This is a genomic window from Nitrospirota bacterium, assembly GCA_016178585.1.
Taxonomy (GTDB): domain Bacteria; phylum Nitrospirota; class Nitrospiria; order JACQBW01; family JACQBW01; genus JACOTA01.
The window spans coordinates 1-17,951 of sequence record JACOTA010000021.1 but is presented as its reverse complement, the minus strand read 5'-3'; the positions used below and the strand labels follow the sequence as shown (position 1 = coordinate 17,951).

The 17,951-nt window shown below is 45.4% G+C and carries 18 protein-coding genes; all 18 read right to left on the bottom strand.

Annotation, left to right across the window (positions count from 1 at the left end):
* Positions 1 to 75: 75 nt before the first annotated feature.
* The 18 genes from HYR79_04075 to HYR79_03990 all read right to left on the bottom strand — a co-directional run bounded on the left by HYR79_04075 (position 76) and on the right by HYR79_03990 (position 17,698).
* Complete coding sequence (locus tag HYR79_04075) at positions 76 to 1,170, bottom strand: chemotaxis response regulator protein-glutamate methylesterase (GenBank protein ID MBI1820867.1); 1,095 nt, start codon at positions 1,168 to 1,170, stop codon at positions 76 to 78.
* Entirely contained in the window at positions 1,167 to 2,042 is an 876-nt protein-coding gene (locus tag HYR79_04070; protein ID MBI1820866.1) for a protein-glutamate O-methyltransferase CheR, read from the bottom strand. The genes HYR79_04075 and HYR79_04070 overlap by 4 nt, the downstream gene beginning before the upstream one ends.
* A gap of 7 nt (positions 2,043 to 2,049) precedes the next feature.
* Positions 2,050 to 4,053, bottom strand: coding sequence for a HEAT repeat domain-containing protein (locus HYR79_04065; protein ID MBI1820865.1), 2,004 nt, complete (start codon positions 4,051 to 4,053; stop codon positions 2,050 to 2,052).
* 16 nt (positions 4,054 to 4,069) lie between these two features.
* Positions 4,070 to 5,131, bottom strand: coding sequence for a response regulator (locus tag HYR79_04060; GenBank protein MBI1820864.1), 1,062 nt, complete (start codon positions 5,129 to 5,131; stop codon positions 4,070 to 4,072).
* 76 nt (positions 5,132 to 5,207) lie between these two features.
* A complete protein-coding gene (locus tag HYR79_04055; protein MBI1820863.1) occupies positions 5,208 to 5,663 on the bottom strand; it encodes a chemotaxis protein CheW in 456 nt (151 codons plus the stop codon).
* Between the two features lie 14 nt (positions 5,664 to 5,677).
* Complete coding sequence (locus tag HYR79_04050; protein ID MBI1820862.1) at positions 5,678 to 7,396, bottom strand: HAMP domain-containing protein; 1,719 nt, start codon at positions 7,394 to 7,396, stop codon at positions 5,678 to 5,680.
* A 59-nt stretch (positions 7,397 to 7,455) separates the two neighbouring features.
* Positions 7,456 to 8,220, bottom strand: coding sequence for a purine-binding chemotaxis protein CheW (locus HYR79_04045; protein ID MBI1820861.1), 765 nt, complete (start codon positions 8,218 to 8,220; stop codon positions 7,456 to 7,458).
* A gap of 19 nt (positions 8,221 to 8,239) precedes the next feature.
* Positions 8,240 to 8,485 (bottom strand): MerR family transcriptional regulator, encoded by a 246-nt coding sequence (locus HYR79_04040; GenBank protein ID MBI1820860.1) that lies wholly within the window; start codon positions 8,483 to 8,485, stop codon positions 8,240 to 8,242.
* A 45-nt stretch (positions 8,486 to 8,530) separates the two neighbouring features.
* Entirely contained in the window at positions 8,531 to 10,546 is a 2,016-nt protein-coding gene (locus tag HYR79_04035) for a chemotaxis protein CheA (protein ID MBI1820859.1), read from the bottom strand.
* The gene (locus HYR79_04030) at positions 10,543 to 10,914 is read right to left on the bottom strand and encodes a response regulator (protein ID MBI1820858.1); all 372 of its coding nucleotides are present in this window, start codon (positions 10,912 to 10,914) and stop codon (positions 10,543 to 10,545) included. The genes HYR79_04035 and HYR79_04030 overlap by 4 nt, the downstream gene beginning before the upstream one ends.
* A 60-nt stretch (positions 10,915 to 10,974) precedes the next feature.
* Positions 10,975 to 12,111, bottom strand: coding sequence for a DUF4388 domain-containing protein (locus tag HYR79_04025; protein ID MBI1820857.1), 1,137 nt, complete (start codon positions 12,109 to 12,111; stop codon positions 10,975 to 10,977).
* A 182-nt stretch (positions 12,112 to 12,293) separates the two neighbouring features.
* Entirely contained in the window at positions 12,294 to 12,533 is a 240-nt protein-coding gene (gene purS / locus HYR79_04020) for a phosphoribosylformylglycinamidine synthase subunit PurS (protein MBI1820856.1), read from the bottom strand.
* A gap of 159 nt (positions 12,534 to 12,692) precedes the next feature.
* A complete protein-coding gene (locus tag HYR79_04015; protein MBI1820855.1) occupies positions 12,693 to 13,397 on the bottom strand; it encodes a phosphoribosylaminoimidazolesuccinocarboxamide synthase in 705 nt (234 codons plus the stop codon).
* A gap of 103 nt (positions 13,398 to 13,500) precedes the next feature.
* Positions 13,501 to 14,796, bottom strand: a complete 1,296-nt coding sequence (locus tag HYR79_04010; GenBank protein ID MBI1820854.1) for an adenylosuccinate lyase — start codon at positions 14,794 to 14,796, stop codon at positions 13,501 to 13,503.
* Between the two features lie 5 nt (positions 14,797 to 14,801).
* Positions 14,802 to 15,365, bottom strand: a complete 564-nt coding sequence (locus HYR79_04005; protein ID MBI1820853.1) for a hypothetical protein — start codon at positions 15,363 to 15,365, stop codon at positions 14,802 to 14,804.
* Positions 15,362 to 15,820 carry a transcription antitermination factor NusB gene (nusB, locus tag HYR79_04000; protein ID MBI1820852.1) on the bottom strand — a complete coding sequence of 153 codons (459 nt, stop codon included), beginning with the start codon at positions 15,818 to 15,820 and terminating at the stop codon, positions 15,362 to 15,364. The genes HYR79_04005 and nusB overlap by 4 nt, the downstream gene beginning before the upstream one ends.
* Positions 15,821 to 15,899: 79 nt before the next feature.
* Positions 15,900 to 16,397 (bottom strand): 6,7-dimethyl-8-ribityllumazine synthase, encoded by a 498-nt coding sequence (locus HYR79_03995; protein ID MBI1820851.1) that lies wholly within the window; start codon positions 16,395 to 16,397, stop codon positions 15,900 to 15,902.
* A gap of 98 nt (positions 16,398 to 16,495) precedes the next feature.
* Entirely contained in the window at positions 16,496 to 17,698 is a 1,203-nt protein-coding gene (locus HYR79_03990; GenBank protein ID MBI1820850.1) for a bifunctional 3,4-dihydroxy-2-butanone-4-phosphate synthase/GTP cyclohydrolase II, read from the bottom strand.
* Positions 17,699 to 17,951: the final 253 nt, after the last annotated feature.

Genomic DNA, 17,951 nt, shown 5'->3' with positions numbered 1-17,951 from the left:
AAGATTTCGCTTTCCTTTTCATGCTCCACGGTCGTCACTCCTTCTATCCATTATAGTCTATTTTTAAATATCCTCTTATGCTTTACAAAGCCTGATCATCTGGCTTGCCATTTCGGTAATGGGAACGATCTGATCAATCATTCCTAATTGAGCGGGCACCCTGGGCATCCCGTAAACAACGGCGGTCTCTTCCGATTCAGCCAGGGTCATTCCTCCTTTTTCTTTAATTCTTTTTACTCCTTCGGTTCCGTCATTTCCCATTCCGGTCAATATCATCCCCAGCGTCCCATCGCCATAGAGATCGGCAATCGAAACCATGGTCTTATCGATCGATGGCGTGTACCGGTCTTTTTCTTCTTTCGCGGAGAGGTAAAACATCATTCCATCACCGGACCTTTTCGCGATTAAATGCACTCCCCCGGGCGCAACGTAGATCTGCCCCCCTGTCAGCCGATCACCCTCCTCCGCTTCTTTCACCCTTAATTTGCTCAAAGAATCAAGCCGTTTAGCGAAGGAGTTCGTGAAATTAGGCGGCATGTGTTGTACGATCACGATGGGGATCTGAAGGTCGTCCGGCAGTGAAGAAACGATTAACTGAAGCGCGGCCGGTCCTCCTGTAGAAGCTCCAATGACCACGATAGTGACACGTCGATCACGCGGGCGCGTGCCCTTTGTCAACCCCCTGCGGGAAAGATCTTGCTTAACGTCAGCCTTTATGTCATACGGAGCACCCGAATAAATAGTGGCTTGCCTTTGAATTTTGCTTTTCGGAATCTTGCTGATGATTTCTATTTTTTTAACCAGCTCTTCCTTAAGATTCAAAAATTCAAGAGTCGCTCTCTGGCTGGGTTTGGAAATAAATTCCAGCGCTCCCAATTCGAGCGCCTTAAATACATTTTGGCTTTCATTCTGGGAACTGATCACCAGGACCGGCAACGGACAGTTTTTCATCAACCAGTTCAGAAAAGTGAAGCCGTTCATGCCGGGCATTTCAAGGTCCAGGGTAATCAAGTCGGGCTTCTCTTTTTCAAGAAATTTCATCGCCTCCACTCCGCCTGGAACCGTTCCTGCTACTTCAATATGAGAGGTCTCCGAAATCATCCGGGCGATCGACTGACGCACGAAGGGAGAATCATCAATAATGAGCACCCTTATTTTACCCGGCTTCAAGACCGGCTCCCTGACTGTTTTTGATAAACCATATCCTTTTTAAAATGTCTTAATTCAAAGTCCGCCGTGATATAACTTAAAGATTCAGAGTGGCCTAAAAATAAAAACCCATTCTGCTTTAGTTTCTCATGAAAGGTTCCTATTACTTTTTTTTTCACGTCAAGGTTGAAATAGATAATGACGTTGCGGCAAAAAATGACGTCCATTTCATTTAAAAAAAACATTTTTTCCGGTTCAATTAAATTAATATGGAAAAAGACGACTTTTTCTTTAACCGGGGCCTTTATTTGGTATCCCTTATCTTCTTTAGTGAAATATTTCTCAAGAAATTGATCCGGCATTCCTCTAAAGGAGTTCTGAGTATAAATCCCCTTCCGGGCACAGTGTAGAACGGGAGGAGAAATATCCGTTCCAAAGATTTCACAACGCCAGTCTCTAAGCTCCGGTTTTTCCAAAATCAGCATGGAGAGGGTATACGCTTCTTCTCCCGTTGAACACCCGGCAGACCAAATCCGTATCGATTTATGGGATTTATTCCGAGCCATGATTTCCGAAATAACCTCATCAGAAAAAGCTTCCAGTTGAAGCGTCTCCCTGAAAAAGTACGTTTCATGGATCGTTAATAAATCGACCACGTTGAAAAGCTCGGTTTCCCTATTTTTGTCATATTTTAAATAATAATAAAAATCCTTAAAATCAGAAAACTCTTTTTTGATAACAGAATCTCTTAATCTTGACCGGACAAATTCCTTGCCCTTATCATCCAGGATGATCCCCGCTTTTTGACGCATCAGGTCCTGAAAAAGTCTAAAGGTGTCATCAGAAAAAATAATTTTCTGATCCGATTCATGTAATTCCAGCGGCGTAAACATTCTTTAATTACCCGAGAATCATTTCCATTGCATATTGAGCCGACTTTCTGACTAACTTGTCCGGATCGTCCATGGACATTTTTTCGATTCTCTGAAAAGCCGATCTGTATTTTATTTTTCCAATCGATCTTACAGCGGCAGCTCTCAGATTCCAACTCTCGTGGCCCAAAAACCCCTCCAGCAACCCCCCTAAAGAAGGATCACCCATTTCCCCCAGGGCCGCAAGGGCCGCGCTTTGGACTTCGGAATCCTCGCTTTTTAACTTTTCGACCAGAAGGAGGTTTAATTGAGGGTCATGGAAATGCGACATCGTTTCGATGGCTCCGATTTGCACAAGCCCAACCGGATCATTAAGCAATTCGACTAACACTTTTAAAGCGGATTCTACTTTCGCCCCGCCTAGAAGCCTGGCAAGAGAAGACCTGACCCAGATGGATTCGTCTTTTTTCAGGATATCCACGAAAGGGGCAAGCTGAATTTCAGAATGGCCCTCAAAACAGGAAAGGGCGGACAAACGGACCTCCGGAGATTCATCCGCCAACGCATAGGTTACCCATTCTTTAATATTTAAATTCTCCATATTTTTTAGCGCGAGAAGGGTTTCTTTTCTGATGACGGGATCCTGATCCTTGAGAGACAGGGCCAGTTGAGGAACGGCTTCTTTTGCTTTAAAATAACCGATCAGGCGAATGCTGTTCCTCCGAAAATTTATTTTTTCATGATTCAAAAGATGAATGCATTCCGAAATCAAACCCAGGTCTTTAAACTTACGCAACGCTTGAACTGCCGCTTCCTGAACATTTTGATAGGGATCGTCCATCAACTGAATCAGAACCTTTGTCGCCGCGACGTCTCCAAGTTTTCCCAGCGTCACAGCCAGGCTTTGCCTGACATGTCCCACGGGGTCTGTGGCTAATTTTAAAAGAGGGTTAACCGCTTTTCGGTCGCCCATTTCCCCAAGGCACTTAATGACGCCCTCGCGCGTCGCGCCCTCGACCTTGGGAAGCAACGACACCAGAGTATCGACTCCCCCTCTTTTCATTCGAATAATGGCTTGAATCGCCTCTTCCTTATGCATTCCCTCCATAAACGGAACCAGGGCCGTGATGCTCATGAGTTCGCCCATCCACCCCAAAATCCGGATCGTTCCACGGATAACCTGAGCCTCCTCTTCAGGGTTCTTTAAGATCTCTAAAAGGAATAACATGATATTTTTGTTGTATATTTCTCTCAACCGACCGATGATCTTAATCTCATTTTGCTGAACCATCTGTTCCTGGAGATCCATCAGAGCTTCGATAGCCGATTTTTTTACCTTTTGAGAACCCCCCTGAAGGGAATTAACAATCGGGTTTAAGGCAGAAATATCACCCAGCTGTCCAAGGGCCTTGAGAGCCGCCCTTTCCAAAAAATTTTTGCCTAAAAGCCGAATCAGAGGCTCCACAGATCTCGTATCCCCAATTTGTTCCAGCGACTTGATTGCGGCGAAGCTAAGCAGATGATCCTCATGGGAAAGAAAACCCACCAGGTCATCGACGCCCCGATTTTCCTTCAGTTTACCCAGGGCTTCAATCGCTGCGATCTGAATATTGGGATTTTCGTCTTTAAGGCACCGAATCACAAGGTAGGAAGCATCCCGGCTCCCAATGTCCCCGAAAATGTCAAGACAGAGTTTCTTGACGTCCGGAGTCATTTCCTGAAAATGGGTCATTAAGGGGGCCACTGCTTTAGGTCCGAATTCAACAAAGATTTCCACGAGGCTGTTTTTTTCCCCTGGATCGGTGGATTTCTTTAACGCCTCAATTAAGGGCTCAAACAGGTCTCTATCGGGCGGAAATTGGCAAATGCCATGCACGGCCTCTTTTCGAATTCTCCATTCAGGGGATTGTAAACACTCGATAACCTGGTTTAAAGAACCTTTTGCCCCTTCCTGACCCAAATGTTCAATCGCCCTTAAGCGGTTCTCGATATTAGGATGTTTCAATTCAATCAGGTCTTGTTCGTTACTCATACGATCCTCTTGATGTTCACTTTTGTTGTTTCATAAATTTCTTTTTCCGTTCAACCAAATCGTGCAGGGCTTCGTGCAAATATGAGGTCCCTTCCCGAATCTCCCTGGGAATTCTCTCCTGATAAAGCTTTTCCGCCTCTTGAATCTCATTTTTAAGCAATTCCTCTACGTTGCCGCTTTCAATGCCCTCTTCAATGGCGGTTTGATTATAAAGCGCGATATCGGAAATAATAATCCTGGCCAACCGTTTGGCTTCCTCATGCTGAACCTTTTCCTCGGAAGAAAGGGGAGATGTTTCTGCAGGGGACTCCAGGGGAACCTCCTGAGAAACCGGTTCTTCCTCTCTTGCGTCCTCAAGAAGAAATTCATTGGCTCCCTCCAGAAAAGACAACTCTTCTTCCTGAACAGGTTCGATCACAGCCGCCGGTTGGCACGCTTCTTCGGGCTGCGCCTCCCCGGTAACCGGAAGGTTATCCGTCTGTTCCTCCTCGAAAACCGGAGGGCCGGATGGAACCGTTGGAGCAACGATCACGTTTTCAGTTTGAAATAATTGATTGAGTTTCGGGATTAATAAATCTTGAATATGGTGTCTTTCAATATAATCGTCGGCTCCATAAAGAGACTTCGGTTCCCTTTTATAACGAGTTTTGTCGTAGATGGAGGAAACCAAAATGACCTTTGTTCCTTTCAGTTGAGAACTTTCTTTGATGATTTCACAAATTTCAAAACCGAGGACCTGGGGAAGGGCCACGTCGAGATAGGCCACTTCCGGGCGCTCTTTTTCCAGGATCGAGAGGGCCTCTTTACCGGTTCCGGCTAGAAAAACTTCGAAACCTTCCCGCGTCAAAACCTCCCTCATCACTTCCTGAGTCGCTTCTCCGTCAACCGCGACCAGAATTTTTTTGGACGGAGTCTTCTCCTGAACGGGAGCCAATTCCATTTCGGGAACAAGCTCCAGGTCCATTTTCCATTTGACCTTAAATCGAGCGTGACATTTAGGACAGATGACTTCATCCGTTATGTTTTTGATGTTTTCCGACAATTCAATGGTTTCTTTACATTTTACACAGGTGGTCATTTTCTCCTCGCTCGCATAGAAGAGGACCGTCGCCGGTCCGCCCGTTACCTTTAATTTTATTTTTTGGCCAGGAACCTCACACCAGCTGATTCAACATTTGGTAAGCTTCCAAATCCATTACCCTGTCGAGATCCAACAGCATAATGAGTTCATCTTTATGTTTAAAAATCCCTCTTAAATATTTATTTTGTTCCTCATGCTGAAAGGTCGCGGGCTGCAATTGGCCCGCTGAGAGATAAAGAACGTCTTTGACTTCATCCACAATCAAGCCCATGAATGTTTTTTTAAACTTAATAATCAGGATATGTTCAGCGGGAACATCCCCGGCGGGCTTGAATTCAAGCAATTGCCTTAAATCAATAACCGGAATCACTTTATCCCTCAGGTCAATTACGCCCTTAAAAGGTTCATGTAAATGAGGAACTTCCATGGGCGGCTTAAAATAAATAATTTCGACGATGCCGGCCAGGGGAAGTGAAAACCCTTTCTTCTGAACGTTAAAATGAAGAATTTGGAAGTTTGAGTCCATCATGCCCTCACTAAAACTCACACCTTGATTTGTTGGGTATCTTCTTTTAATAATTCGGTCTGCTTGACCAATTGTCTGATCAAACCGGTCATTTCATTTGCCATCTGAAAATGAGAATAAGCAATTTTTTCAATCTCAAGGATTGAAGCTCCGGCCAGGTCGTGCCATTTCTTTTGCTCATCGATGGCTTTGACCATTCCCTGAATTTTGGAGTTAACGTTTTCCGCGGCCTGGGTAATTTGCCGGCTCCCCTGAACCTGTTCTTCGGTCGAAAGACGAACCTTCTTTGAAACCATCCTCATTTTTTCGGTGGCATTCATAATCTGCTCGCCTCCCTTCTTCTGCTCCCGGGTGGCCCGGACAATCTCTTTGGACATGGAGGTTATTTCTTCGACGGCTCCCTTGACCGTACAAATTCCCTTTACCTGTTCCCCCGTCGCTTCTTCTATTTTTCTTGCCATCAACGCAGAGGTCTTTGAACTTTCGAGAATCTTCCCGACTGCGTCTCCTGCCGCGAGAGAAAAGCGCATTCCCTCTTCCACGCTCTCATAACCGATTTGGATGGAGTTAACCGCGTCTCTCGTTTCCGTCTGAACATTACTGATCAGATGAGAAATTTCATTCGTGGACAAAGCGGTTTTATCCGCAAGTTTTTTTATTTCTTCAGCGACGACTGTGAACCCTTTTCCCTGTTCCCCGGCCTGGGCGGCGAGAATCGCCGCGTTAAGCGCCAATAGATTCGTCTGTTTCGTCACTTCGTTGATCACGGTGAGGATCTTTCCGATTTCCTCAGAGCTCTTACCCAACCGCTTTATCACATGGGAGGTTTTTTCAACGGTTCCCTTGATTTTTTTCATCCCTTCAATGGTTTTAACAATGGCCTGGACTCCAAGTTCATGAGCGTCCGAACTGACCTTCTCGGAGATTTGAGCCGCCTCTTTGGCAATTCTTTCGACCTCTTTCACGGAAGAGTCTATGGCGTTGACAGCGTCGGCCATTTTCTCCGCCGTAATCGATAAGCGCACGACATTTTCCGACACCTCTTTTATGGAGGAAGTCATCTCGATAAGAGAGGCTGACGTTGTATCTACAGCGCTTGAAAGCGCTTCGGTCTGGTTAGAAATATCGCCGATGCTGGCCCCCATTTCGAGAAGCGAGGAGGAGGTTGTATCCGACGCGGACAGCAAAATGGAAATCCCGTCAGAAATCTCTTGAAGGGATCTGCCGGTTACCGCCTTTGTCTTTTCAACGAATTCGACCTGAGTGGAGGTGCTCTGGGTCACCTTTTCCGAGGAAGATAGAATCTTTAAGGACATGGACACGACCTCGTTGTAAAATTCTTGAAAACGTAAAATGACCCGCTTAAGATTATCGGTCATTTGATTAAGGGTTTTCGCCAGCGCGTCCAATTCGTCATTCGATTTCACTGCCATTCTGCGGCTGAAGTCCCCTTTAGAAATGTCAATCGTCATCAAGGTCATTTCCTTTAGGGGCCGGGTCAGGATTTTAAGCAACAACACGGCAACAGCGATTCCTGACGGGATTAAAAAGGCGATGGATCCAATATGAATCCATAAAATATTTTTAATCTTTTCATCCGTTGGAATCGCGGCGTTTTGTAATTCATTCTCAATCATTGTTTTTGAAAACAGAATGATCACGGAACTGATCAGGAGGGAAAACCAGCTGATATGAAATAAAAACCTTCCCGCAAGACTTTTTTGATTTGAAAACATACTTTCTAATCCTCTTCCAATCTTAATGAAAACGTTTTCTCTTAAATGAAAGGCGTTTGTTATGACCTGCCGGCCTCTTCCATTTCCTTTTCAATCACTTCGATAACACGGTTTGTGTGCAGCAGGATGACGAGCCGTTCTTTAAAATTCACAATCCCGCGGATCAACACCTGGCCCTCTTTATTCAATAAAGGGGGAGAAGGTTTAATATGACTCTCCTTAATCTTCATGACCTCCGTCACTTTATCCGCGAGAAGCCCCAGGCTCCCCCGATGGGTTTGGATGATCACAAATCGTTTCAAAGAATCCGCCATTTCCTGCCGGTTTTCTCCATTTTCCGATTGAAGACTGACAAATCTGTTTTTTAAATTAAACAGCGGAATAATGATTCCTCTCAAAGAGATTATTCCCATCAGAATCGGGGAACTTCTCGGAATCGAGGTTAATTCAATGGGCCGAATAATTTCTTTAACCTGATCGACCTGAATCGAGTATTCCTCATGGCCGAGAAGGAAGCCCAATAACTCAACCACCTGTCCCCCGGATTCGTTTTGACCCTTTTCCGGATCGTTTTCAATTTCCTCGCCCCTCCCCAGGGACGACCGGGTATCGGGAGATGTCCCTTCGCCATCCTTTTGAACCGAATCCTTATCCCCTTCGAATATCGTCGTTGCCCCAATGGGCATCGTTTCGGCGCTTTCAGGATTTGAAAAAGAACCTGGCTCCGCGCTGAAGGCTTCTCCTCTTTCACGGTCAACCTTTTTAGTTTTCTTGCCTGTTTTATTTGTTTTAATGTTTCGAGCCTTTTTAGTCGTTTTAGCCATTTTAAGGATACCCTGTGCGTTATAAAACCACCCCGGTGGTTCGTTTAACCTTTTCGGCCGCCCGGCTGACCAACACCCCTTCGTCTGTCAGATTTTTCACCCGTTTCAGTAAATAGATATCTTCTTCTGAAAATTTTCTGAAAATTTTAGTCCCGTGAGGTTCTGTTTTCGGTTTGACCACGCCAATTAAAACCCAGTATTCCAGTTGACGGGGCGAAATGCCCACCTTTTCACACACGGATTTTGTTCCCATTTTTTTTGGCATCTTCTCCATATCTTTCCTCTTTTTCATTCCCAATGGCGGGAAAGGCTATCTATTTTTCTTTAAAGCCGCCTCTATCAGCATCGCCACATCAAGGACAAGAATTGTTTTTTTATTTCCCAGTTCACAGGCTCCCGCAATTCCCGCCATGGTTCCTAATATATTTCCTAAAGACTTAATGACGATCTCCTGCTGGCCCTGAATATCGTCGACGATTAAACCGATTCTTTTTTCCGCCGACCCAATGACAATAACATAGAGGGATCCCTTTCTGGAGGGAGGGAGCTTCATTTGGAAAAGTTCCTCCAACCGAAGAAGAGAAAGGGTGTGATCTCTTAACTGAATGACCTCTCGCTGATCTATGGATTGAATATCCCCGGCGTCCGCGATCAGACTTTCTGAAACTGAGTTAAGCGGGAGGGCATAGGTTTCCATTCCGATCTTGACGATGAGCGCCCGAATAATAATGAGTGTAATAGGAAGGGTAATTGAGAATTTCGTCCCTCTTCCCGGATCCGTGCTGACGTCCACCATTCCGGACAGCCTGGCAATGTTTTTGGCCACCACATCCAGGCCGACTCCCCGGCCCGACAGATCTGAAACCTTTTTACTCGTACTGAATCCGGGCAGAAAAATAAAATCGATGAGTTCTTTTGGAGAGTAATCTCTTTTGGGATCCGCAAGTTTTTTCTCAATCGCCTTTTGGTAAACTGCCTGTAATTCAATCCCCTGTCCATCATCCTCCACTTCGATTAAAACCTGGTTCCCTTTTTGACACGCTCTTAAATGGATATTCCCGGCCTCGGACTTTCCCGCCTTGCTTCTTTCTTCTTTGACCTCGAGGCCGTGGTCAATGGCATTTCTGATCAGATGCATGAGAGGATCTGCGATGGCTTCGATCATCGATTTATCCAGGGCCGTTTCCTCTCCCGAAATATGAATATTAACCGGCTTGTTAATCTCCCTGGAAATCTTTTTAACCATCCTCAACAGGCGATCAAAGATTTGACCGACAGGGGTCATTCGAACCTGGATTAAATTTTCCTGTAAATCCCCAATTTTCTTCCCCATACTTTCCAGGGTTTTCTGAAAATCGACGCCTATCGATGTAACGCCATATTGCTCAATCAGGGTTCTCGCCATCTGATGAATGACGGATTTACTTAAAACCAGTTCTCCGACAATATTCATGAGCGTATCCAATTTGGAAATGTCGACCCTGACCGTTTGAGTCACGCTTTTTATCGAGTCAAAATTCTCTTCATGGGTCCGGGGAGAAACGGACTTTTCAGCGCCGGTGGAATTAAGAAAACCAGCGGTTTTCACCTCTACCATTTGAATATTTTCTCCAGCCCACTTTATTTCCTTTTGAGCAAGGTCCTCTTTGGACGCGACAATAATCTTGAACATGATCCCTTCATTCAAAGAAAGCCCGGTAACCGGCAAAGAGGCAATCACTTCTCCGAAAGCTTTAATCTGTTCTAACGTTCGGGCAAGGTCGACATCAAAGGAATCCATTTTAAATTGGGCCCGTATTTCGTAAATATGAAAGGTTTTCTTTATGTTTTCAGTCAGGCGGTGGCTTTCATATTCCGTAAACGTTTTTAAAATCTCGGGGTCCACTCCGCTCCCGGAAAGAGGGCTTTCGTCCTGAAGAGCCTCTCCGGTCAGCATTTTTTCGATCCGGGTCACCGTCGGCGTGATGTCCAGCCTTTTTTGATCCGGAGAATTCATCATTTTAAGCAGGGTCCTTAAACCGTTCGTTGCTTCCGTCAACAAATCAAAAACGGCGATGTTCCAGTTGAGTTTTCCCAGTCTGAGTCTGTCCAGCAGGTCTTCCATGCGATGAGAAAGAGTTGAAACCGGCATCAAACCGACCATTCCAGCCGAACCTTTGAGGGTATGGACCGCTCGAAAGAGGGAATGAATCGCGTTAGGGGAAGGTTCCCCTCCATTATCTTTCTCACTGTCCAGGAGATAAAGATTTTGATCCACGGTTTCAATAATTTCTTCGGCCTCGACCATGAAATCTTTAAGGAGGTTATCTTGTTTTTTTACGCTCATTCCGACATGACCTTTTGAATGACTTTTTTAAGATTTTCGGGATGGAAAGGTTTCGTCAAATAGTCTGAAGCTCCAAGGGACAAGCCTTTCTGAATTTCTTTTTTTCCCTGTTCCGTTGAAACAATAATCATGGGAATCATTTGATATTGGGGGTGGCCTTTAACAAAACTTACGACCTCCAACCCGTTAATATTGGGCATATTGATATCCGTAATGATAAGATCGAATTTCTGGGTGGGAAGCATTTTTAACGCCTCGATTCCATTTTTGACCTCAACGGTTTCAAACCCTTTCAAATCTTCAACTGTGGTTACAATCAAAGACCTCATTGTCGATGAATCCTCTATGACCAAGACTTTTTTATTCATATTCCTTATCCCTTTAAATTAAAAATAGCCGACAATCAATTTCTTGTCCAGGCGATCATCTTATTTCTGGCCTTTTTTCTCCGCCTTCATTTTTCCAAACGCAAAACCAGCCACTTTAATAAACGTTTCAAGCCCCTCCGTTTCACCGATCCCGTTATTTAAGGGGACATTATCTCCATAAAGAAAAGCAATCATTTTCCCTTCACTCATAATAGGGGCAACCATTACCTCTTCGGGCCAATCGCCCCCCAGATGACTGATGACCTCTGAATTCCATTTATTTTTTTCTAATCTCCCTTTAAAACGGCTTTTTGTCTCTAAAGAGATTTTAAAAACGGATTCCTCGGATAAGGGTATTTTAATTTTCCGGATCTCATCATCAGGCGTTTTCCCGGGTAAAACAACGCCACACTGCCCCCATCCCATAATTGCATTTTGCTTGATCAAAAAAATAAGCGTCCGGTTCAAAATTTCGCTCGCGAAACGAAGGATCAGCAAAATAATTTCTCCGCCCGAAGAGGGCGAGGATAATTCATCGATCATGGCGTTCAGAAGTTGCAAATCTTTTCGATGTCCCTGCTCCGGCTCCTGAGAGGTATTTTCTAACGCGTTTTCCTTCTGAATTTCCTCTTGAAAATTACGGTTTGGCTCTGACGGTGTTTCCAGGAGTTTCTCGTCAAGCTGCCCGCCGGATTCATCGGGGGATTTTCCTTCTCTTGCCTCCTCATCGGAAATTCTTGCTCCCTCCAACAACAGGTATTCAGCGCTCATCCCGGTTGAAAGAACAATAGATCCATCACCGGGAGATCCCAGATCGAAATGGAAAAATCCCTTTTTCCAGCTAAAAAATTCTTTCACGACGTTGGTAATATGGTAACGTAATTCCCTTTCAATCAATTCTTTGCTGGCCCCCAGTTCGTACAGAATTGTCCCGATCGGTTTTTTGACGCTGTTTGCTTTTTGAAGAGAAATGGCTTTTTCGAGTGTTTCTTTTGGGACCACCCCTTTTTTTACCAGCAAGGAGCCGAATGATCCGCGGGAGGGCAAGCTGCCAAAAATAATCTGACCTTTACTGAAAAAAACATATCCGGTTTCTTCTTTCCGCTTAATGGAAAGTTCGCCGGATCTTTTGCTTAAACTTAAAATCTGGAGAATATCGGAAAGACCGAGATCCTCCAGCTGTCCCTCTAAACTCATAACCGTTTATCCGTCATGAATAAAATTTAAAGCTTGCCTGGTTTCATCATCATTAGCGTATGGCTTCAATCCCGCTTTTAAGCAAGCGTGTTTGAACGCAGGGAGGCTCCGAAAGCCAGTTTCCCGTTTACCTATACGATCTCTTACAACACTGTAGGTTGTTCTATAACGTTTTAATTATATCAGATAATTTTAAACGTGTAGTCTTCCACCACGGTGTTGGCCAGAAGCTTTTCACACATTTCTTTGATGACGGCAGGACTTAGAGGAGGATTTGAATCTTTGACTTCCATTTGAATCAATTTTCCGATGCGGACTTCCGATAAACCGGAATAACCTAAACTTTCTAAAGCGTGGTGAACGGCTTTCCCCTGGGGATCCAGGATCCCCTTTTTGGGCGTCACGTGAATTTCAATTTTCATATTCTTTATTCCTTTTTAAAGAAACGCGGGTTTTTAGGCTGCTCAAAAAACTCCATATGCAAGGCCGCAGCTCCGACGGCGACGCAGGCGTACGTAGTAGGTACGTTGAGGAAACCGAGGAGCGAGAACGCAGCAGATGGACTTTTTCAGCAGCCGCTCTCAGGAGGTGACGCGGCGGTAGACTTCCTGATACGCCTCCTCCACCTTCCCCATATCTCTCCTAAAGCGGTCTTTATCCATCTTCTCAAGCGAGGTCTTGTCCCATAACCTGCAGGTATCGGGGCAAATTTCATCCCCTAAAACGATTTGATCATGAAAAAACCCGAATTCAAGTTTAAAATCAACCAGAATAAGATTTCTGGAATCAAAAAACTTTGTTAAAACCTGATTGATCTTCAAAGCCAGTTTTTCAATCGTTTTTAAATTCTCTTTCGTCGTTAAATGTAAAAGCTCAACGTGGTGGTCATTGATCAAAGGATCTCCCAGCGCGTCATTCTTTAAATAAAATTCGATGAGCGGGAATTCAAGCGATTTCCCTTCTTCGATGCCAAGCCGTTTGGATAAACTGCCTGCCGCGACGTTTCGGACAACAACTTCTATAGGAATGATCTTGATATACTTGCTTAACATTTCGCGGTCGTTTAATCGTTTTACAAAATGGGTGGGGATCCCTTCCTTCTCAAGAAGATTAAACAACCTTTCGCTGATTTGATTATTAAAAACCCCTTTGTTAAGAATGGTCCCTTTTTTTAGGGCATTAAAAGCCGTCGCATCATCCTTAAAAAACTGAATAATGAGTTCCGGGTCATCGGTTAAATAAAGCTTTTTGGCCTTGCCTTCATAAATCATCTCTTTTTTAATCATAAAAATACCTCGTTATATTCAGGGGCCCGTGCGCCCCGCCTTCGGCGGATGCTCCGATGCCCCCGAACCCCGCGCTCCGCACTGGCATAGCCAGTTGCTCCTCTTAATCCTGAAACACTCTTTTAAAAATAGCGGCCACATGCCGCACATAATAACCCGGATCAAAACAGGCCTTTAACTCTTCCAGGCTCATATAGGAAAGAATCGCGCGGTCATTTAAAAGGAGGTCTTCAAAAGATCGTTCGTTTTGCCATGCCTCCATGGCTAACTTCTGAACGATCTCATAAGCTTCTTTCCTCTGTTCCCCCTTTTTTGCCAGTTCGAGCAGGATCCTCTGCGAATAGATGACGCCATGAGTTAAGTTTAAGTTTCGGGTCATCTTGTCGGGAAACACCGTTAAATTCTCTACAATCTTCGTAAAGCGGTTTAAGATATAATCCATTAAAATGGTGCTGTCGGGAAGGATAATTCGCTCAACGGAGGAGTGGCTGATATCCCGCTCATGCCACAAAGGAATATTTTCTAAAGCCGCATACGCGTTTGAACGAATGACTCGCGCAAGGCCGGTGATGTTCTCTGACCCAATCGGGTTCCGTTTATGAGGCATCGATGAAGAGCCCTTTTGACCTTCTGAAAAGAACTCTTCCGCCTCCCGGACTTCTGTACGCTGGAGGTGTCTTATTTCGACGGCGAATTTTTCAAGGCTTCCGGCTAAAATGGCGAGCGTCGTTAATAATTGAGCATGCCGGTCTCTCTGCACAACCTGGTTAGAAATAGGATCAGGCGTTAACCCGGTCTTCTCACAAACATATTCCTCAATAAAAGGATCAAGATGGGCAAAGGTTCCCATTGAACCGGAAATTTTTCCGACCCGAATCGCTTCTTTCGCGCTTTTAAGCCGCTCAAGATTTCTTTTGAGTTCCGCATGCCAGAGCGCAAGCTTGAAGCCAAACGTAATCGGTTCGCCATGCACGCCATGCGATCTCCCGATCATCAGGGTATCGCGGTATTCGTAGGCCTTGTTTCTAACAACCCCCAAGGCTCGATTCAGGTCTTTTATCAGAATATCGCAGGCCTGATTTAAAAGTATCGCCAGGCCGGTATCGACAACGTCGGAGGAGGTCATTCCCAAATGAAGAAACCGGGAGGAAGGCCCGATTTTTTCCGAAATCGCCGTAATAAAGGCAATCACATCATGTTTAACAACCGCCTCGATTTCAGCAATCCGTTCTAAATCAATTTTGGCTTTCGTCCGAATATTCTCGACGTCCTCCCTTGAGGCAATGCCGAGCTTTTCCATGGCTTCACAGGCCAGAAGTTCGATCTCAAACCACACCTGATATTTTTTTTCCTCACTCCATAATTGAGACATTTGGGGGAGGCTGTACCGCTCGATCACCGGCTTTATTTCCTTTGAGAAAAAAGCTCTCCGCCAACCGCGAAGGACGCTTTGGATTTAAAATCAAAATCTTTAAGAAAACGATTCATCTCCCTGACCCTGTCTTTCTCCCTGGAATGAAACGTAAGATCGATAAACCTGGAAGTTGACATTTCTTTTTGGCTTTGACAAATTCCATTTAAACAGGCATTTAACGCGGAAGAAAAATCAAGGTGGCTTCCTTCGATATCCCAGAGATCCAGGTAGGCCTCTTTGACCCCTAACATGACCAATCTTTGATACACATCAGAAGCTAGTTTCAGGAGCAATATATGATTAAACCCTTCTTTCTTCCCCAATCCCACCCACAAGATTTTCGATGTTCTGGTTTTCTCGGATGAAACGAGAACACCCTCTCCGAAATGACCTGAAATTTTTCCGGACTTTATTAAAAGAGAAAGAGAATTGTTAAGCGCCCAGTCTACCTCTCCGGCCAGTCCCCGGGGGGGAGCGTTTTCCTCGAAAAATCCCAACACCAGAATATCGGAGGCAACGCTAATGGCCTTCAGGCTTTGGACCCTAACATTCATAAAGATTCCCCGTTCACGCTGGCCGTATCCAGGCTTTCCAATTTTTTCTGAATTTTTGGCTCCGTTTTTAAGATCCTGTCCAAAATCCCGTTAATAAACGCTCCGGAAGTTTCTTCCGCATATTTTTTCACAATCGCTATCGCCTCATTTAAAGTAACCTTCGCAGGGATATCCTCACGATAAAAAAGCTCGTAAACAGCCAGCCGGAGGACATTCCGATCAACACGCCCCATCCTGGACAAAGACCAGTTTTCGGTATGCTTCTCAAGGATTTTATCAATTTCAGACAAATGCTCAAGACATCCGGTTACCAGTTGAGTCGTAAATTCCTTCACAACTTCGGAGCAGGGATTCTCCTTCCAATACCGCTCCAGCAAATATCGCCGGTCATGGGTAATATCAACCTGGAACATGGCCTGTAATGCGCATTCACGTGATTTTCGTCTGGTTCCCATCGATTGATTATTCAAGGGCCCGTGCGCCCCGCCTTCGGCGGATGCTCCGATGCCCCCGATCCCCGCGTTCCGCGCCGGCTTAGCCGGTCGCTTCTCTTGCCATTTTCGCTTTGATTCTTTTAAAGAGTTGCGCCATTTCCACGGCGGAAAGGGCCGCTTCCCGGCCCTTATTATTTTTTCCTATGGCCCTTTTCATGGCTTGCTGTAAACTATTGACGGTCAAAACGCCGAATAAAACCGGGACCCCGGTTTTTGTCCCCGCCTCCATGATCCCCCTGGAGGTTTCAGAAGAGATATATTCAAAATGAGGGGTTTCTCCCCGAATGACCGCGCCCAGGCAAATCACGGCATCCACCTTGCGATATTTAGCAACCTGGGCCGCGGCTTGAGGAATTTCAAAGGCGCCCGGAACTTCAAAAACGACGATATTTTTCTCATCGACCTGACATTCCTTTAACCCGGCCATCGCCCCTTTGAGCAACCTCCCTGTAATTTCGGGATTGAACCGGCTGACGATAACGGCAAAAGTTAATTTTCCCCCCTTGAGGGCCTCTGGTTTTTTGACTGGAACCCGCATATTCATATTCAGGGGCCCGTACGGTTTCACTTCTTGAAATCCTCCGATACCCCCGAACTCCCACGTTTCGCGCCGGCTAAGCCCGGTCGCTTCACTAGCTAAACTTTCTTTAAAATGTGGCCAAGCTTGTCTTTTTTTGTCTTTAAGTAACGAAGCGTCTGGTCATGAGGTGTGATTTCGATGGGGACACGTTCCACGATTTTCAGCCCAAATCCTTCCAATCCGACGATTTTTTTAGGATTGTTGGTTAACAAACGGATATTTTCCAATCCGAGATCTCTTAAAATTTGGGCGCCTATTCCATAATCCCGTAAGTCCGCCTTAAATCCGAGCTCCAAATTAGCTTCTACCGTATCCAGTCCTTCTTCCTGAAGTTTATAGGCTTTGATTTTATTAACCAGTCCGATGCCTCTCCCTTCCTGGTGCATATAAAGGATGACCCCCTTGCCTTCTTTCTCAATGATTTCCATTGCACGATGGAGTTGGTCTCCGCATTCACACCGGAGGGAGCTGAAAACATCTCCCGTCAGACACCCTGAATGGATTCTCGCGAGAACAGGCTCCTCCCCCGCAATCTCCCCCTTGACCAGGGCGACATGGGATTCATGGTCAATCTCGTTTTCATAAATAAACGCATGAAAGTTTCCGAAATCTGTAGGAAGCCGCGAGTCGGCAACCCGCCTGACCAGAAACTCTCTCTTGACTCGATATTCAATTAAATCTTTAATGGTGATAATTTTCAGATTATTCTTTTTAGAAAATTCCATCAACTCCGGCACCCTGGCCATCGTGCCGTCTTCATTTAATATCTCGCAAATTACCCCCGCAGGGTATAATCCCGCAAGCCGGGCAAGATCCACCGAGCCTTCGGTATGTCCCGAACGTTTAAGCACTCCCCCTTTTTGCGACTTCAGGGGAAAAATATGTCCGGGTCTTACAAAGTCCGACGGTTTTGCTTTTGGATCAATGGCCATTAAAATCGTATTGGACCGGTCTGCCGCCGAAATTCCGGTACTGTTTCCTTTTTTTGCATCGATGGAGACGGTAAAAGCCGTTCCTGTCGGAGCCGTATTTTCAGAAACCATGGGAGATAACTGGAGTTCTTCAGTCCTCTCAATCGTCAGGGCAAGACAGATCAGGCCCCTTCCAAATTTAGCCATAAAATTAACGGCCTCGGGAGTCGTTTGGTCCGCGGCAAGCACCAGGTCGCCTTCATTTTCCCGGTCTTCATCGTCGATAAGGATGATCATTTTCCCTTTTTTAAGGTCAAAAAGGGCTTCGTCGATCGTATTAAACTTCACTTGAATTTCAACCTCCAGACCGAGGGGGAAAATTCCCCGAATCACACGCCTTTGTCATCATTCATTTCAGGAATTGACCCTTAGAATAATATAGGATTGTAGAGATCAAGTCAACCCAGGAACAGCGATAGAAAGTTGTCATTGCGAGCGAAGCGAAGCAATCTCGCCATCGTGAACCGAGATCGCCACGCACCCTGCGGGCGCTCGCGATGACAGGCAAAACAAGGAGTTACAAATCCTATCGCTGTTCTTG

What these genes read in the sequence shown, in the direction of transcription:
- HYR79_04055 (MBI1820863.1), bottom strand. Translation starts at nt 5,663, where the DNA reads ATGATGGACTCAAACTTCCAAATTCTTCATTTTAACGTTCAGAAGAAA.
- HYR79_04045 (MBI1820861.1), bottom strand. Translation starts at nt 8,220, where the DNA reads ATGGCTAAAACGACTAAAAAGGCTCGAAACATTAAAACAAATAAAACA.
- HYR79_04065 (MBI1820865.1), bottom strand. Translation starts at nt 4,053, where the DNA reads ATGAGTAACGAACAAGACCTGATTGAATTGAAACATCCTAATATCGAG.
- purS (MBI1820856.1), bottom strand. Translation starts at nt 12,533, where the DNA reads ATGAAAATTGAAATTCACGTGACGCCCAAAAAGGGGATCCTGGATCCC.
- HYR79_04035 (MBI1820859.1), bottom strand. Translation starts at nt 10,546, where the DNA reads ATGAGCGTAAAAAAACAAGATAACCTCCTTAAAGATTTCATGGTCGAG.
- HYR79_04030 (MBI1820858.1), bottom strand. Translation starts at nt 10,914, where the DNA reads ATGAATAAAAAAGTCTTGGTCATAGAGGATTCATCGACAATGAGGTCT.
- HYR79_04050 (MBI1820862.1), bottom strand. Translation starts at nt 7,396, where the DNA reads ATGTTTTCAAATCAAAAAAGTCTTGCGGGAAGGTTTTTATTTCATATC.
- nusB (MBI1820852.1), bottom strand. Translation starts at nt 15,820, where the DNA reads ATGGGAACCAGACGAAAATCACGTGAATGCGCATTACAGGCCATGTTC.
- HYR79_04005 (MBI1820853.1), bottom strand. Translation starts at nt 15,365, where the DNA reads ATGAATGTTAGGGTCCAAAGCCTGAAGGCCATTAGCGTTGCCTCCGAT.
- HYR79_04040 (MBI1820860.1), bottom strand. Translation starts at nt 8,485, where the DNA reads ATGCCAAAAAAAATGGGAACAAAATCCGTGTGTGAAAAGGTGGGCATT.
- HYR79_04015 (MBI1820855.1), bottom strand. Translation starts at nt 13,397, where the DNA reads ATGATTAAAAAAGAGATGATTTATGAAGGCAAGGCCAAAAAGCTTTAT.
- HYR79_04060 (MBI1820864.1), bottom strand. Translation starts at nt 5,131, where the DNA reads ATGACCACCTGTGTAAAATGTAAAGAAACCATTGAATTGTCGGAAAAC.
- HYR79_03995 (MBI1820851.1), bottom strand. Translation starts at nt 16,397, where the DNA reads ATGCGGGTTCCAGTCAAAAAACCAGAGGCCCTCAAGGGGGGAAAATTA.
- HYR79_04070 (MBI1820866.1), bottom strand. Translation starts at nt 2,042, where the DNA reads ATGTTTACGCCGCTGGAATTACATGAATCGGATCAGAAAATTATTTTT.
- HYR79_04025 (MBI1820857.1), bottom strand. Translation starts at nt 12,111, where the DNA reads ATGAGTTTAGAGGGACAGCTGGAGGATCTCGGTCTTTCCGATATTCTC.